This window comes from Virgisporangium aurantiacum (genome assembly GCF_016863635.1).
Classification (GTDB): domain Bacteria; phylum Actinomycetota; class Actinomycetes; order Mycobacteriales; family Micromonosporaceae; genus Virgisporangium; species Virgisporangium aurantiacum.
This window is the reverse complement of record NZ_BOPG01000009.1, coordinates 299,510-314,261: the sequence shown is the minus strand read 5'-3', so window position 1 is coordinate 314,261 and position 14,752 is coordinate 299,510. Positions and strand designations below refer to the sequence as shown.

Genomic DNA, 14,752 nt, shown 5'->3' with positions numbered 1-14,752 from the left:
TGCTACACGTCACGCGCCGCTCGTAACGGGTGGTTGGTTCCGTTATGCTTACGCGCACAACTGAATACCTCATCCAGAGGGGCTGAGGGACCGGCCCGTTGACGCCCCGGCAACCGCCGCGCATACGTACCTCATCGTCGAGGCCAGCGCGAGGCAGGTGCCAATTCCGGCCCGTGGCACACCTAGTGCCCGGGAAAGATGAGCAGGAAAGGGCCTCATCGTGACCAGCACCCTCGGCACACCCGTGTTCTCCGACTCGCCCGCCCGCGATCTCGTCTGTCGTGGCTGTGGCACGCACTTCCCGCTCGCCGCGCAGCACGCCTGTTTCGAGTGTTTCGGACCCCTTGAGGTGGGCTACGACGCGGCCGCGCTGGCATCGGTCACCCGGGAACAGATCGAACGCGGTCCCAAAAATATCTGGCGGTACGCGGGCCTGCTGCCCACCGGCGCCGACCCGGCGTCGCGCGTGACGCTCAACCCCGGCTTCACGCCGCTGGTGCGGGCCGATGCCCTCGCCGCCACCGTCGGCCTGCGGGCGCCGCTGTACGTCAAGGACGACTCGGCCAACCCCACCCACTCGTTCAAGGACCGCGTGGTCTCGGTCGCGTTGACGGCCGCGCGGGCGCTCGGGTTCGAGCGTTACGCCTGCGCGTCCACCGGAAACCTGGCCAACTCGGTCGCCGCGCACGCGGCGCGGGTCGGTGCGCCGTCGGTGGTGTTCATCCCGTTCGACCTGGAGCAGGGCAAGGTCGTCACCACGGCCGTCTACGGCGGCGACCTGGTGGCCGTCGAAGGGTCGTACGACGACGTCAACCGGCTCTGCTCCGAGCTCACCGAGACCGACGAGTTCGAGAAGACGGCGTTCGTCAACGTCAACGTGCGTCCGTTCTACGCCGAGGGGTCGAAGACACTCGGCTTCGAGGTCGCCGAGCAACTGGGCTGGCGCATCCCGGCGCAGGTCGTGATCCCGATGGCCTCCGGTGAGCTGCTCACCAAGATCGACAAGGCGTTCACCGAGCTGGTCGAGACCGGCCTGGTCGAGGCGCCGGCCGACGGCTGGAAGGTGTTCGGCGCCCAGTCGGCCGGCTGCAACCCGATCGCGGTCGCGCTGCACGGCGACACCGACGTGATCACGCCGGTCAAGCCGACCGGCATCGCCAAGTCGCTGAACATCGGCGACCCGGCGGCCGGCATCTACGCCCTGGAGGCGGTCCGCCGCACCGGCGGCTGGATGGACTACGCCGACGACGACGAGATCCGCGACGCGATCCGCCTGCTCGCCCGCACAACGGGCATTTTCGCCGAGACCGCCGGCGGCGTCACGGTGGCCGTGCTGCAGAAACTGGTGGACGCGGGCCGGCTCGACCCGGACGCTGAGACCGTCGTCTTCAACACGGGCGAAGGGCTGAAGACGCTCGACGCGGTTGCCGAGCAGGTCGGGCCGACGTACCGGGTGCGGCCCTCGCTGCGTGCCGTCCGCGAAGCGGGACTGCTGGATTGATTTTTTCCGGCCGAGGCCTCACCGATGGTGAGGTATTTGTTGTGTGAGGCCGCGAAATCAGGCAGCTGTCACTCCTGGTGGGTCGGCTGTCCGTTTCCGGTCACTGTCCGGTTGGCGTCGCGATGGTCGCGTTCGGTGACCATCGCGCGCCCGTCGGTGGAAAGCCCAAGCGTCTGGTGGGCTTGACGTGGAAAGCGCACACGCGCAGGATGCTGCGTGCGGGAGGACGTATCGCCGCTCGGATCCCTCACCGGACCTGAGCGCCAGCGGCGCCGGAGGCGTTGTGCGAACGTCCTCTCGACCATTTTCTTGAGAAATGCGGTCAGGGTAAATGACTCGCGCTGAGCGGGTACCGGTAGCACCCTGCGGGGTATGCCGACCGCCACGCTGACTATCTCCTCCCTCCGTGCCGACGATCCGGCCGAGGTCGAGGCCGCACTCCAGGTCCAGGCGATCGCCCGGGCGCACGACGTTCCCGACTTTCCGCCCCCGTGCCGCCGCGCCTTCGAGACCGGGCTGCGATTTCCGTGGCCGGGCGAGGAGACGCACTGGTGGGTGGCCCGCGCGTCGGGCGGTGGCATCGTCGGTTGCCTCGAGGTGCAGATGCCGACGCTCGACAACCTGGAGAACGCGTGGGTGGCCGCCACCGTCCTGCCGGAGCATCGTCGGCAGGGCTTCGGGCGCGCTCTCTACGACCACGCGACCGCGTTCCTCCGCGAGCGGGGCCGGCGCCGCGTCATGGCGTTCACCGGCGAGACCCTGCCCGACGGCGGGGAGCCCCGCGACCCGGGTCCGACCGCGTTCGCCCGCGCCCTGGGCATGACGAGCGCGCTCCCCGAGGTACGGCGCCGGCTCGACCTGGCGACCCTCGACCGGGCCGGGCTCGACGGGATGCTCGCGCACGCGCGGGCCGCCGCGACCGGCTACAGCCTGGTGCGCTGGGGCGGGGTCACCCCGGAGGAGTACCTGGCCGACGTCGCGTATCTCGACGGCGACTTCCTCAACCAGGCGCCGCTGGGCGACCTCGCGCTGGAGGCCGAGAAGGTCGACGCGGCCCGGATCCGCGCGACGGACGCGGCCCGGATGAGGACCGGCCGGGTGGTCGTGAACACCGCCGCCGTGCACGACGCCACCGGCGACCTGGTCGCGTGGTCGGCACTGAGCCGCTCGGCGACCCACGTGGAGCACGCCGGCCAGGGCATCACGCTGGTGCATCCGGCGCACCGCGGGCACCGGCTCGGGCTGCTCACGAAGATCGAGAACCTGAACTACGGGATCGCGGAACTGCCCGGCCTGCGGTACATCGACACCTGGAACGCGTCGGTCAACGCGCACATGATCGCCATCAACGAGCAGATGGGCTTCCGCGCCGTCGACCTCTGGCACAACTGGCAGGTGGAAATCTAGGGCGCCCGGGTCACGTCCTCGTGCGCGACGACGAACACGGAGTACGGCTGGCCCTCGGGCGCCAGCGGCAGGTCGGCGAAGTGCTTGAGCACCGCGCCGAGACGGTCGCACAGGTCCTTGTACTGCTCCGGGGTCAGCCGTAGGCCGAGCCGGTACATGAGGGTCTTCTCGTCGAGGTCGACGCCGCGCACCTCGTCGACGAAGGCCTCGATCATCGCGGGCATCGAACCGGTCTCCTCCATCGCCCACGACTTGCCGGTGGCCAGGTAGGGCACCTCGCGGGAGCCGCGCTTGCCGCGCCGGGGCGGCCGCGCCTCCAGGAACCCGGTGTCCACCAGCGTGCGCACGTGATGCAGCACGGTGGCCGGGTTCGCGCCGAGCCGCTCGGCGATCTCCTTGTTGGTCAGTTCCTGGTCCAGGCACAGTCGCAGGATCCGCAGCCGCACCGACGACGCGAGGGCCTTCGCCTCGGCCTCGGTGGCGGCGCGGCGCTCGGGCCATCGACGGGCCGCTGGCTGGTACTTCGGTGCGCTCATCGCCCCACAGCGTAACTGGTTGACTTTTCCCAATCAGTCGGTGAGGCTGACGCCCGTGAACCGCCGCCTCGGCCTGCTCCGCGAGTACGACTTCCGTCAGCTGTTCGTCGCCGACACGATCAGCCAGGTCGGCACGCAGGTCACCCAGATCGCGTTGCCGCTGGTCGCCATCCTCGCGCTCGACGCGACGCCGCTCGAGGTCGGCGTGCTGGCCGCCTGCGAGACCGCGGCGTTCCTGCTCGTCGGGCTCCCGGCGGGCGCCTGGGTCGACCGCATGCGGCGCCGCAGCGTGTTGATCTTCGGTGACGCGGCCCGCGCCGTCCTGCTGGGTTCGGTGCCACTGGCGTGGTGGGCCGGGACGCTCACGATGCCGCAGTTGTACGCGGTCGCGCTGCTGCTCGGCGTCTTCACGGTGTTCTTCGACGTCGCCTACCAGAGCTACCTGCCGCATCTGGTCGGCCGCGAGAACCTGGTCGAGGGCAACGCCAAGCTGGAGGCGGTGCGCGGCGTCAGCCAGGTCGCCGGTCCCACCGTCGGTGGGTTGCTGGTGCAGTGGCTCACCGCGCCCGTGGCCATCGTGGTCGACGCGGTGAGTTTCCTCCTGTCGGCGGTATTCGTCGGACTGATCCGCAAGCGCGAGCCGAAGCCGACGGCCGCGCCCGACCGGCACCTCGGCCGGGAGATCGGCGAAGGGCTGCGGTTCGTGCTCGGCAACCGGTTGCTGCGGTCGATCGCGATGTGCACGGGCACGGCGAACCTGTTCATGTCGATCGCGATGGCCATGTTCCTGGTGCTGCTCGCCGACGACCTCGACGTGTCGGCCGGCACCATCGGTCTGCTCATGTCGACGGGTTCGATCGGCGGACTGGTCGGCGCGTTCACCGCGATGCGGATCGCGCGGTGGCTCGGGCAGGGGCAGACCATCGTCTACGTCATCGGGGTCACCGCACCCTTCGGTCTGCTGATGGCGGTGGTGCAGCCGGGGTGGATGCTGTGGCTCGGCGCGGCCGGGTTCGGGGTGACGATGTTCGGCGCGGTGGTCTACAACATCGCGCAGGTGAGTTTCCGCCAGGGTCTCACTCCCGAGCGCCTGCTCGGCCGAATGAACGCCACGATGCGATTCCTTGTGTGGGGAACGATGCCGCTCGGCGGTCTGATCGGCGGTGTGTTGGGTGCCAACGTCGGCGTGCGGGAAACCGTCATGATCGGCATGGCCGGTGCCTGCCTGGCGTTCCTTCCGGTGTTCTTCTCGCCCCTTCGCACCATGCGTGAACTGCCCAGAGGTGACGAACGGGAACCGGCACCTGTCGGCTAGCCGCAGACTTCGGTCAACGTGATTGACGAAAGGCCTGACTCTTTATGCCGGCCGCATCATCTCCAGCTCCATGAACGGCGCGAGGTAAGGATGCGGATGGCGATTGCCGGTTACCGAGAAACCGAGCTTTTGATACGCCCGGATGGCGCGGTGATTGCGCTCCATCACTTCCAGCAACAAGTCGCTCCGGCCGATCCGCTTCGACCATTCCGCCGCGGCGTCGACCAACCCTTTCAGCACCCCCTGCCCGCGGGCGTCGGGACTGACGTACGCCATCACGAGCCCGGCGTAGCCACGCTCGTCGACCACGCCCAGGTGCCCGACCAGCGCAGCGTCGGGCCGGTCCGCCAGTTGGGCGACGAACAGCGCCCGGTCGGGTTCGGTCACCCAGCCCTCGACACGGTGGTGGTATTCCCGTAGCCCCCGTGCGACCGCGCGGTCGAGGGTGTCGAGATACGCCAGTGGGGCGTCGGCCAGCATTTCCAGCCGCAAAGCCCACAGCCGGGGACCGTCATCAATGTGAGCCTGCCTGATGCGCACCCAGCTTTCCTACGTTGGCGGCATCCGGATTGCAACGTCGAAGTGTCCGAATCAGGGGAGTGCGGCGTTGGGAACGCTCGTGTAGCGTGCGTTTCGGCGCCGCGACCGCTGCGCCGGGCGGCGAGCCGGGAATGGGCACGGCGCCAGCACCACCGAAGTGAGGAAGTGCACCGTGGCACAGGGCACCGTCAAGTGGTTCAACAGCGAGAAGGGCTACGGTTTCATCGCGGTCGACGGAGGGCCGGACGTCTTTGTCCACTTCTCCGCGATCGAGATGGACGGCTACAAGCTGCTTGAGGACGGACAGCGCGTGGAGTTCGAGATCGCTCAGGGCCAGAAGGGGCCCCAGGCTGAGAAGGTACGCGTGCTCGCCTGAACCCCTGCTCGCACCACTGACGGGGCACCGTTTGCCGCCCTCAGGCACGAGGGGCGGAAGTCGGTGCCCCGCGTGGTATCTGCGCTGCCGCGTGCATGCAAAGGCAGACAACCAAACGTAGATCGAGATCGCTGTTTGCGGACGGAAAGTACGGCCACTTTCCCCGGAGGCAGCGATCTTTCCGTATTCCTGGGCAGATTCCGGGCCCGCGGGCCCGGTGACCGGGCGTGACCCGTTAACCGGGGACTCCTTGCACTCGACCGCCGAGAGTGCTAAACAAGAGCTTGGCACTCGCCGCTGTCGAGTGCCAACCAGGTCGGTGCGGTAGGGCCATCGATCGCCGGGTTCGCCCAGGGTTTGCTCACCAGAGTCAGCTCAGGGTGGCCGGGCGTTCGGGGCCAGTCGTCGCGGGCTGTCCGCCCCGGCCGGCGGGTTGTCGGGCACTGTCGCTCGGGTGTGAAGCCCGGGCTTCGTGTGCGCGCGACCCGGCGACAAGGTGGATACCTAGGCGGTGCGCTGTATTCCGGGCGGGCCGCGAACTGTCCAGGAGGACAACGCCGAATGGCCAAGATTATCGCGTTCGACGAAGAGGCGCGCCGCGGCCTCGAGCGGGGCATGAACGTCCTCGCCGACGCCGTGAAGGTGACGCTCGGCCCCAAGGGCCGCAATGTCGTACTCGAGAAGAAGTGGGGCGCTCCCACCATCACCAACGATGGTGTGAGTATCGCCAAGGAGATCGAGCTCGAGGACCCCTACGAGAAGATCGGCGCCGAGCTGGTCAAGGAGGTCGCGAAGAAGACCGACGACGTCGCCGGTGACGGCACGACGACGGCGACCGTCCTGGCCCAGGCGCTTGTCCGCGAGGGTCTGCGCAACGTGGCCGCCGGTGCCAACCCGATGGCGCTCAAGCGCGGCATCGAGGCCGCCGTGGCCGCCGTTGCCGAGCAGCTCGCCAGTCTGTCGAAGGAGGTCGAGTCCAAGGAGCAGATCGCTTCCGTGGCTTCGATCTCGGCCGGCGACGCGAGTGTCGGCGACATCATCGCCGAGGCGATGGACAAGGTCGGCAAGGAAGGCGTCATCACCGTCGAGGAGAGCAACACCTTCGGTCTCGAGCTCGAGCTCACCGAGGGCATGCGCTTCGACAAGGGCTACATCTCGCCGTACTTCATGACCGACGCCGAGCGCATGGAGGCCGTCCTGGAGGACGCCTACGTGCTGATCGTCGACTCGAAGATCTCCGCGGTGAAGGACCTGCTCCCGGTGCTGGAGAAGGTCATGCAGTCGGGCAAGCCGCTGCTGATCATCGCCGAGGACATCGAGGGCGAGGCGCTGGCCACCCTGATCGTCAACAAGATCCGTGGCACCTTCAAGTCGGTCGCCGTCAAGGCTCCCGGCTTCGGCGACCGCCGCAAGGCGATGCTGGGTGACATCGGCTTCCTCACCGGCGGTCAGGTCATCAGCGAGACCATCGGTCTCAAGCTCGACGGTGTCACGCTCGACATGCTCGGTCGCGCCCGCAAGGTCCAGGTGACCAAGGACGAGACCACGATCGTCGACGGCTCCGGCGACCAGGAGCAGATCGCGGGCCGGGTGGCCCAGATCCGCGCCGAGATCGAGAAGAGCGACTCCGACTACGACCGCGAGAAGCTCCAGGAGCGGCTCGCGAAGCTGGCCGGTGGTGTCGCCGTCATCAAGATCGGTGCCGCGACCGAGGTCGAGCTGAAGGAGCGCAAGCACCGCATCGAAGACGCGGTGCGTGCGGCCAAGGCCGGCGTCGAGGAGGGCATGGTCCCCGGCGGTGGTGTGGCGCTGGTTCAGGCCGGCAAGAACGCCTTCGAGAAGATCGACCTCACCGGCGACGAAGCCACCGGTGTGAACATCGTGAAGGTGTCGCTCGACGCCCCGCTGCGGCAGATCGCCGTCAACGCGGGCCTCGAGGGTGGCGTCGTGGTCGAGAAGGTTCGCAACCTCGAGCCGGGCAAGGGCCTCAACGCCGCCACCGGCGAGTACGTCGACATGCTGGCCGCGGGCATCATCGACCCGGCCAAGGTGACGCGTTCGGCGCTGCAGAACGCCGCGTCGATCGCCGCGCTGTTCCTCACCACCGAGGCCGTCGTCGCCGACAAGCCGGAGAAGTCCCCGGCCCCGGCGGGTGGCGCGCCCGGCGGCGGAGACATGGACTTCTGATTCTCGAGTAGTCCGCAGTACAAACCAACAGCGGGCGGGACGCGTATGCGTCCCGCCCGCTGTCGTGTTGTTCTATCCGGGTTGGTTGCGCCGCTTCTTCGCCATCGAGATCGGCGACGGGTCGCTGCTGCTACCGGTCGACGTGCGGCTCTTCGTCGCCGTCCGCTGTGCGGCACGGGCCGCTTCCTGTGCCGGTGACGGTGTCGGCGGCCGGCTCGACGGGCTCAGGTTCGGCTCGATGGAGGTGTCGCCGGTCATCCGCTCGCCCATGCCGGTCAGATCCATGTCGGCACTGGTGAGGCCGTTGGCACCGAGTGAGCCCGGTGCGTCGTCGGAGAAGTCGTCGGGTTGGTTCCTAGCCATGTGGTCTCCCCCTTCCAGGAACAGCCTCACCGTAGAACGCTCGCCGACGCCGTCGCGCGGATATCGATCTACTGTGGTTCCCCATGGACGAGCGCATCCGCCGGCTGCTGGCCGCGGCACCCGTTATCGACGGCCACAACGATCTGCCCTGGGCCCTGCGCCGGCGGCGACGCACCGACGACCCCGCCGTCGACCGTGACATGTCAGCCGACGGCCTGCACACCGACCTGCCACGGTTGCGGTCGGGCGGGGTCGGTGCGCAGTACTGGTCGGTGTACGTGCCGAGCCACCTGAACGGCCACGAAGCCGTCACGACGACGCTGGAGCAGATCGACCTCGTTCACCGGATGATCGACCGGCACCCCGACCATCTTGCGTTGGCCACCACCGCCGACGAGGTGGAGCGGGCCCGGAGCAACGGGCGGGTCGCGTCGCTGATCGGTGCCGAGGGCGGGCACAGCATCGCCGACTCGTTGGGTGCGTTGCGCGCGATGCACCGCCTCGGCGTCCGCTATATGACCTTGACCCACAACGACAACACCTCGTGGGCCGACAGCGCCACCGACGAGCCCGAACACGGCGGCCTCACCGACTTCGGTCGCGACGTGGTGCGTGAGATGAACCGGCTGGGGATGCTCGTCGATCTGTCGCACGTGGCACCGACGACGATGCACGCGGCGCTCGACGTGTCGACGGCGCCGGCGTTCTTCTCCCACTCCTCGGCGCGCGCCCGCTGCGACCACCCGCGCAACGTTCCCGACGACGTGCTCGAACGGGTCCGCGCGTCGAACGGCGTGGTGATGGTGACGTTCGTTCCGGGCTTCCTCACCGAGGAGTGCCGCGTGTGGATGGCCGCCGCGGTGAAGGCCGAGGCCGAGGTCGTCGTCGATGCCGCCACCGAGGAGGCCGACGCCGCCCGCGCGGCCTGGCTCGCGGCGAACCCGCGCCCGCCGTGCGGAATCGCCGACGTCGCCGACCACATCGAGCACGTCCGATCGGTGGCCGGTGTTGACTGTGTCGGCATCGGTGGTGACTTCGACGGCGTCGGCGCGCTGCCCGACGGCCTCGGCGACGTTTCGACCTATCCGGCGCTGCTCGCCGAACTGGCGCGCCGGGGCTGGTCCGACGCCGATCTCGCGAAGCTCACCTGGCACAACGCGCTGCGCGTGCTGCGCGAAACCGAGGCGGTCGCGGGCTGATCAGCCCATCGCGCGGGCCGCGGTCACCGCGGCCAGCGCGTCGACCTCGCCCGCGCCGCGGACGTTGCGCTCGTCGCCACATTTCCGGTGGACCCCGTGAGCCCGGACACCCGCGCCGTCGAGCGCAGTATGTCGGCGGTGCGTCCGATGTCTCCGACGAGGCGCGGGTTCGCCGACCACATCAGCGCGACCACACCCGCCACGTGCGGCGCGGCCATGCTCGTTCCGTCGAGTGCGCCGTAGCCGCCGCCCGGCAGCGCCGAGAGGATGTCGACGCCGGGAGCCATCGCGTCGGGTTTGCTGGCGCCGGGTACCGGTCCGCGGCTGGAGAAGTCGGCGATTTCCCGGTCCTCCGTCACCGCGCCGACGGCGAACGCACCGGGATCGGTCGCCGGTTCGTCGGTGATCGACCCGCACCGCGACCCGGTGTTGCCGGCGGCGACCACGACGAAGATGCCGGCGGCGGTCAGCGCGGCCACCGCCGGCCGGAGGACGCGTCCGTCGCAGCCTTCGAGTTCGGGGCAGCCCCACGAGTTGCTGAGCACGTGGGCGGCCCGGTCCGGCCGGCCGTCGCGGAACGGATCGCCGTCGTGGGGGAACGGGGCGAGCATGAACTGCAGGCAGTCCAGGTAATGCGACGGGCTGCCGAGGTTGCGGGCAAGGTTGACGCAGCCGATCCAGGTGGCGTCGGGTGCGACGCCTATTCCGTCGCGGCCGAGTGCACTGCCGAGCGTGTGGGTGCCGTGCCCGTTCTGGTCGGTGGGGCTGGTCGTGTCGTTCCACGGGTCGTACCAGGAGTCGTCGCCGCCCCGGAAACCCGGCGCCAGCGCGGGATGCGCACCGTCGACGCCGGAATCCGACGAGCCGACCACGATGCCGGCGCCGCGGGCGTCGGCGAACTCCCAGACCCGGTCGGCGTTCAGTGCCTTGACGTTCCACAGTGGACCGTCGGGTTTCGGCGCGTCGCCGCGCATCGGTTCCGGGTCACCCGGCAGCGGGCGCAGCACCGGGTTGGTGAGCACCCGGTCGACATCGGACCGTCGTTCCAGCCAGGCCCGCACCACCGGGCCACCGTTCACTTCGAGGCCGTTGACGAGGTAGTACGGCCGGGCGTCGACCTTCCACGTGCGCAGGTCCCGCCGGATCGCCACCTGGCTGCGTTCGGCGGTGTCGACCAGCCTTCGGTACGTCTGGCGCAGCCGCTCGGTCCGGTCGGTCACGGCGCTGAGCCCGGACAGGTCGGCCTGCTCCTTGAGCACCACGAACAGCCGATCGCCGGACAGGCCGGGCTGGCCGGCCGCGACGTAGACGGCGCCAACACCCAGGGCGAGCGCGACCACGAGCCCGGCGGCGACCGGACGTCGCATCGGTATGTCGATGTCGCCCGGCCCGAACGCCTGAGCGGCGATGCTGGCGAGCACCGCAGCCAGCGCCGTGATCAGGAAGGCGGCCGCCGTGGCGAGCAGTGCCCAGAAACCGACATCCGACGCGCCCAGCAGCGGGCTGGTCTCTTCCGGGTCGACGAACGTCAGCGGCCCGAACGCCGTCAGCGCTACCAGGACCGCCGTGCCGCGCCGCAGCACGTCGACCGCGAATCCCAGCATCGGCAGGACGCACAGCTGGATCAGTGGGATGCCCGGCTCGCCCGCCGCACCGGCGAGCGGCACGATCGCGACGCCCAGTACCAGCCCGACGCCGAGCGCGTTGGCATGCCCCCGCCAGCCGTTGGGCCGGTACACGCTGTACGCGTGGGCGGTCGGCTCGACGATGCGTCCGGCGAGCACGCCCAGCGCGATCGCGGCCGCGGCCGCCCCGACGGTCTCGACCACCCCGCCGAGCGCACCCACGTAGACCCACGGCACCAGCAGGACGAGCCCGAGCGCGGCGGCGGTCACCATCGCGGCGCGCGGATGCGCCCCGGTGCGGGCCGGTTCGGTGCGCTTCAGCCAGGGGAGCAGCAGGCACGCGAACGCAAGCGCAGCGAGTCCCCAAAGGTAGGCCTCGTGGAACCAGAGCGGTGCGGCCCGCGCCACCGCAAGCACCGCGGCGGCCGCGCCGGCCAGCGCCCAGGCCCGCATCGCCGCCGCGACGCCCGGAGCGAGCGGCAGCCGCATCAGGACCGCCGGCGGCACGGCGACCAGCACCGCGGCGACGATGCCGGTGAGCACCTGCGAGCCGTCGGAGCCCGGCTCGCCCCGGGTGAGGGCGGCGATCGCGTCGAGTGCGTACAACACGAACTGGGCGACGACGGTGACCGCGATGACCCAGCCGCCGACCAGGACAGCAAGGACGAAGTGCCAGAACGGCGGCCGGGGCTGGTTCACGCCGGTGAATCTACTGGTGGTGCGATCACCTTGCCGGGATTGAGGATGCCGGCGGGGTCCAGCGCGGCCTTGACCGCGTGGTGCACGCGCAGGCCGACCGGGCCGAGTTCGCGCTCCAGCCAGTCGCGTTTGAGCAGGCCGACGCCGTGCTCGCCGGTGACCGTCCCGCCGAGTTCGAGGCCGAGCGCCATGATGTCGTCGAACGCGCGGCGGCCGGCGGCGAGGCTGGCCGGGTCGGTGCGGTCGATGATGAGGTTGGGGTGCAGGTTGCCGTCGCCGGCATGCCCGACCGTGGCGACGATGACGCCCGTGCGCTCGCCGATCCGCGCGATGCCCTCGATGAGGTCGACGAGCCGGCTGCGCGGGACGGCCACATCGTCGACCACCACCGCACCGCCGCCACCCGGGAACGTGGTCGCGGCCAGGTGCTCCAGCGCGGGATGGGCGTTGCGGCGGGCGGCCAGCAGGGCGTCGGCCTCCTCGGCGTCCGTCGCCCGATGGACCTCGGCGGACCCGCAGCAGGCGGCGATCCTGTCGAGATCGTCCGCCGCCTTCGACCCGGTGTCGGCGGACGCCAGCAGGAGCGCGCCGACGCCGGTGTCGAGCCCCATCGGCCGGTACGCCTCCAGCGCGGCGACCATCGGGCCGTCGAGGAGTTCGAGCAGGCTCGGGGTGAGGCCGGCGGCGGTGATCCGCGCGACCGCCGCACCGGCCTCCGCCACGCTCGGGAACTCGGCCACCAGGGTGAGGCCCGGCTCGGCCTGCGGGCGAAGCTTGACGGTGACCTCGGTGATGACGCCGAGCGTCCCCTCGGAGCCGACGAACAGGCGGGCCAGGTCGTACCCGGCGACGCCCTTCGCGGTCTGCCGGCCGCAGCGCAGCACCTCGCCGTCGGCCAGCACCACGGTGAGCGCCAGGACGTACTCGGCGGTGACGCCGTACTTCACGCAGCACATGCCGCCGGCGTTGGTGGCGACGTTGCCGCCGATCGTGCTGGTCTCCCACGAACCCGGATCGGGCGGGTAGGTGAGGCCGTGCTCCCGCGCCGCCTCCCGGAGGGCCCGGTTGATCACGCCGGCCTGCACGGTTGCGGTGCGGTTGGCCGGGTCGACCCCCAGGATGCGGTTCATCCTGGTCATCGAGATCACCAACGCGTTGGCGCCGGCGTTGGCGCCGCCCGCGAGCCCGGTGCGGGCACCCTGTGGCACCACCGGGATCCGGTGCGCGGCCGCCACGGCGACGAGTCTTGCCACCTCGTCTGTGGTCGTCGGGCGGGCCACCGCGAGCGGCGGCGCAGAATCGCACAGGTCGGCCTCGTCGCGCTGGTAGGAGACGAGCAGGTCGGGGTCGGTGATCAGATCCGTGCAGGCCGCTGCCAGTGCTTCGATCACGCCTAGTTGCCGCCGGTGACCTGCAGCACCACCTGGTCGTCGGTGATCGACTGCACGGTGACGGTGAGACCGGCCACCTGGGTGCTGCCGTCGGCGCCGACCGGCACCGTGACCGTGTTGCCCTCGACGTCGAGCGTCACCTGCTGACCCTGGACACTCTGCAACTTGACGTCGACGCCGAGCACGCTGGCCGAGGCGTCGACGCCACGGTCCATGGTGACGGTGCAGGAGTTGAGGTTGCAGTCGACGTCGGCACCTTCGCTGCTGCAGCCGGCGAGAACGGATCCGGCAAGGGCGGCGGCAAGGGCAAGGGCGGCGAGACGGCGTCGCATCATGATTGCCGAGTTTAGCCGGGCAGCGCTCGTCACCTGGCCGCCTCGAGCGTCGCCAGTTCGCGGTAGAGGTTGTGGTGGGCTCGGTCGGTCCAGGCCGCTTTGTCTGGTATTACGCGGAACAACGTCGGACGATCGAGGAAGCTGCGCAACACGCGGGAGCGTCCGGCGCGGTGGCCGCGGCCGCCACCGGGTCGACGCTTGGTGGCAGGGCCGCGAGGAGGTTCACCGGCGTTCGGCGGCGATCAGTTCGGCTACCTGGACGGCGTTCAGGGCGGCGCCCTTGCGGAGGTTGTCGCTGGAGCAGAACAGCGCGAGCCCGTTCTCGGCGGTCTCGTCGGCGCGGACGCGGCCGACGTAGGTCGGGTCCTGGCCGGCTGCCTGCAACGGGTTCGGAATGTCGGTGAGGACCACACCCGGGGCGTCGGCGAGCAGGGCGAGGGCCCGGACCGGCGTGATCGGGTTGGCGAACCGGGCGTTGATCTGCAGCGAGTGACCGGTGAAGACGGGGACGCGCACGCACGTGCCGGACACCTTGAGGTCCGGGATCTCCAGGATCTTGCGGCTCTCGTTGCGGAGCTTCTGCTCTTCGTCGGTCTCGTCGGAGCCGTCGTCGACCAGGGAGCCGGCCAGCGGCAGCACGTTGAACGCGATCGGACGGGCGTACTTGTTCGGCTCGGGGAAGGCGAGGGCCGCACCGTCGTGGGTGAGCTTGGCGGCCTCGGCGGCGACCTTCTGCACCTGCTCGTCGAGCTCGGCCACGCCGTCGAGGCCGGAACCGGACACGGCCTGGTAGGTGGCGGCCACGAAGCTCACCAGGCCGGCCTCGGCGTGGAGCGGCTTCAGCACCGGCATCGCCGCCATCGTGGTGCAGTTGGGGTTGGCGATGATGCCCTTCGGACGGTTGGCGACCGCGTGCGGGTTGACCTCGCTGACCACCAGCGGGACCTCGGGGTCGAGCCGCCACGCCGAGGAGTTGTCGATCACCACGGCGCCGGCCGCGGCGACCTTCGGCGCGAGCTCCTTCGACGAGGCCTTGCCGGCCGAGAACAGCACGATGTCGAGCCCGGTGAAGTCGGCCGTGGCGGCGTCTTCGACCGTGATCTCGGTGCCCTTCCACGGCAGGGTTCGCCCGGCCGACCGGGCCGAGGCGAACAGCCGCAGCTCGTCCACCGGAAACTCACGCTCCGCCAGGATGGCGCGCATGACGCCGCCGACCTGCCCGGTCGCTCCCACAATGCCGATACGCATAGGGCCAGAGTCTACCGACGGTTCGCCGGT

General features: G+C 70.1%; 13 protein-coding genes and 1 riboswitch. Of the genes, 6 read left to right on the top strand and 7 right to left on the bottom strand.

Features of this window, described 5'->3' with window-relative positions:
• Positions 1-66: 66 nt before the first annotated feature.
• Positions 67-205, top strand: a riboswitch (SAM riboswitch).
• A gap of 15 nt (positions 206-220) precedes the next feature.
• Positions 221-1,501, top strand: coding sequence for a threonine synthase (thrC, locus tag Vau01_RS07280; protein WP_203988452.1), 1,281 nt, complete (start codon positions 221-223; stop codon positions 1,499-1,501).
• A 372-nt stretch (positions 1,502-1,873) separates the two neighbouring features.
• Positions 1,874-2,908: a GNAT family N-acetyltransferase gene (locus tag Vau01_RS07275; protein ID WP_203988450.1), complete on the top strand. Its 1,035-nt coding sequence runs from the start codon at positions 1,874-1,876 to the stop codon at positions 2,906-2,908.
• On the opposite strand, the gene Vau01_RS07270 is transcribed toward Vau01_RS07275, so the two are convergent.
• A complete protein-coding gene (locus Vau01_RS07270) occupies positions 2,905-3,444 on the bottom strand; it encodes an ArsR/SmtB family transcription factor (protein ID WP_203988448.1) in 540 nt (179 codons plus the stop codon). The genes Vau01_RS07275 and Vau01_RS07270 overlap by 4 nt on opposite strands.
• 55 nt (positions 3,445-3,499) lie before the next feature.
• Here Vau01_RS07270 and Vau01_RS07265 point away from each other — a divergent pair, with 55 nt between their 5' ends.
• Complete coding sequence (locus Vau01_RS07265) at positions 3,500-4,759, top strand: MFS transporter (RefSeq protein ID WP_239151380.1); 1,260 nt, start codon at positions 3,500-3,502, stop codon at positions 4,757-4,759.
• A 42-nt stretch (positions 4,760-4,801) separates the two neighbouring features.
• Here Vau01_RS07265 and Vau01_RS07260 read toward each other — a convergent pair whose 3' ends face one another.
• Positions 4,802-5,299 carry a GNAT family N-acetyltransferase gene (locus tag Vau01_RS07260; RefSeq protein WP_239151379.1) on the bottom strand — a complete coding sequence of 166 codons (498 nt, stop codon included), beginning with the start codon at positions 5,297-5,299 and terminating at the stop codon, positions 4,802-4,804.
• A gap of 172 nt (positions 5,300-5,471) precedes the next feature.
• Here Vau01_RS07260 and Vau01_RS07255 point away from each other — a divergent pair, with 172 nt between their 5' ends.
• Together Vau01_RS07255 and groL are read left to right on the top strand one after the other, a co-directional pair.
• A complete protein-coding gene (locus Vau01_RS07255; RefSeq protein WP_203988446.1) occupies positions 5,472-5,675 on the top strand; it encodes a cold-shock protein in 204 nt (67 codons plus the stop codon).
• A gap of 561 nt (positions 5,676-6,236) precedes the next feature.
• Positions 6,237-7,862, top strand: a complete 1,626-nt coding sequence (gene groL, locus Vau01_RS07250; protein ID WP_203988445.1) for a chaperonin GroEL — start codon at positions 6,237-6,239, stop codon at positions 7,860-7,862.
• Positions 7,863-7,934: 72 nt separating this feature from the next.
• Here the strand turns inward: groL and Vau01_RS07245 are convergent, their stop codons facing one another.
• A complete protein-coding gene (locus tag Vau01_RS07245; RefSeq protein ID WP_203988444.1) occupies positions 7,935-8,225 on the bottom strand; it encodes a hypothetical protein in 291 nt (96 codons plus the stop codon).
• Positions 8,226-8,308: 83 nt separating this feature from the next.
• On the opposite strand from Vau01_RS07245, the gene Vau01_RS07240 reads away from it, so the two are divergent.
• Positions 8,309-9,424 carry a dipeptidase gene (locus Vau01_RS07240; RefSeq protein ID WP_203988443.1) on the top strand — a complete coding sequence of 372 codons (1,116 nt, stop codon included), beginning with the start codon at positions 8,309-8,311 and terminating at the stop codon, positions 9,422-9,424.
• Positions 9,425-9,447: 23 nt separating this feature from the next.
• Here Vau01_RS07240 and Vau01_RS07235 read toward each other — a convergent pair whose 3' ends face one another.
• From Vau01_RS07235 to Vau01_RS07220, 4 genes are all read right to left on the bottom strand, one after another.
• The gene (locus tag Vau01_RS07235; RefSeq protein WP_239151378.1) at positions 9,448-11,748 is read right to left on the bottom strand and encodes a S8 family serine peptidase; all 2,301 of its coding nucleotides are present in this window, start codon (positions 11,746-11,748) and stop codon (positions 9,448-9,450) included.
• Entirely contained in the window at positions 11,745-13,139 is a 1,395-nt protein-coding gene (locus Vau01_RS07230) for an FAD-binding oxidoreductase (protein ID WP_203988442.1), read from the bottom strand. The genes Vau01_RS07235 and Vau01_RS07230 overlap by 4 nt, the downstream gene beginning before the upstream one ends.
• 2 nt (positions 13,140-13,141) lie before the next feature.
• Positions 13,142-13,474: a hypothetical protein gene (locus Vau01_RS07225; RefSeq protein ID WP_239151377.1), complete on the bottom strand. Its 333-nt coding sequence runs from the start codon at positions 13,472-13,474 to the stop codon at positions 13,142-13,144.
• Positions 13,475-13,696: 222 nt separating this feature from the next.
• Entirely contained in the window at positions 13,697-14,722 is a 1,026-nt protein-coding gene (locus Vau01_RS07220; RefSeq protein WP_203988441.1) for an aspartate-semialdehyde dehydrogenase, read from the bottom strand.
• Between the last annotated feature and the right edge of the window lie 30 nt (positions 14,723-14,752).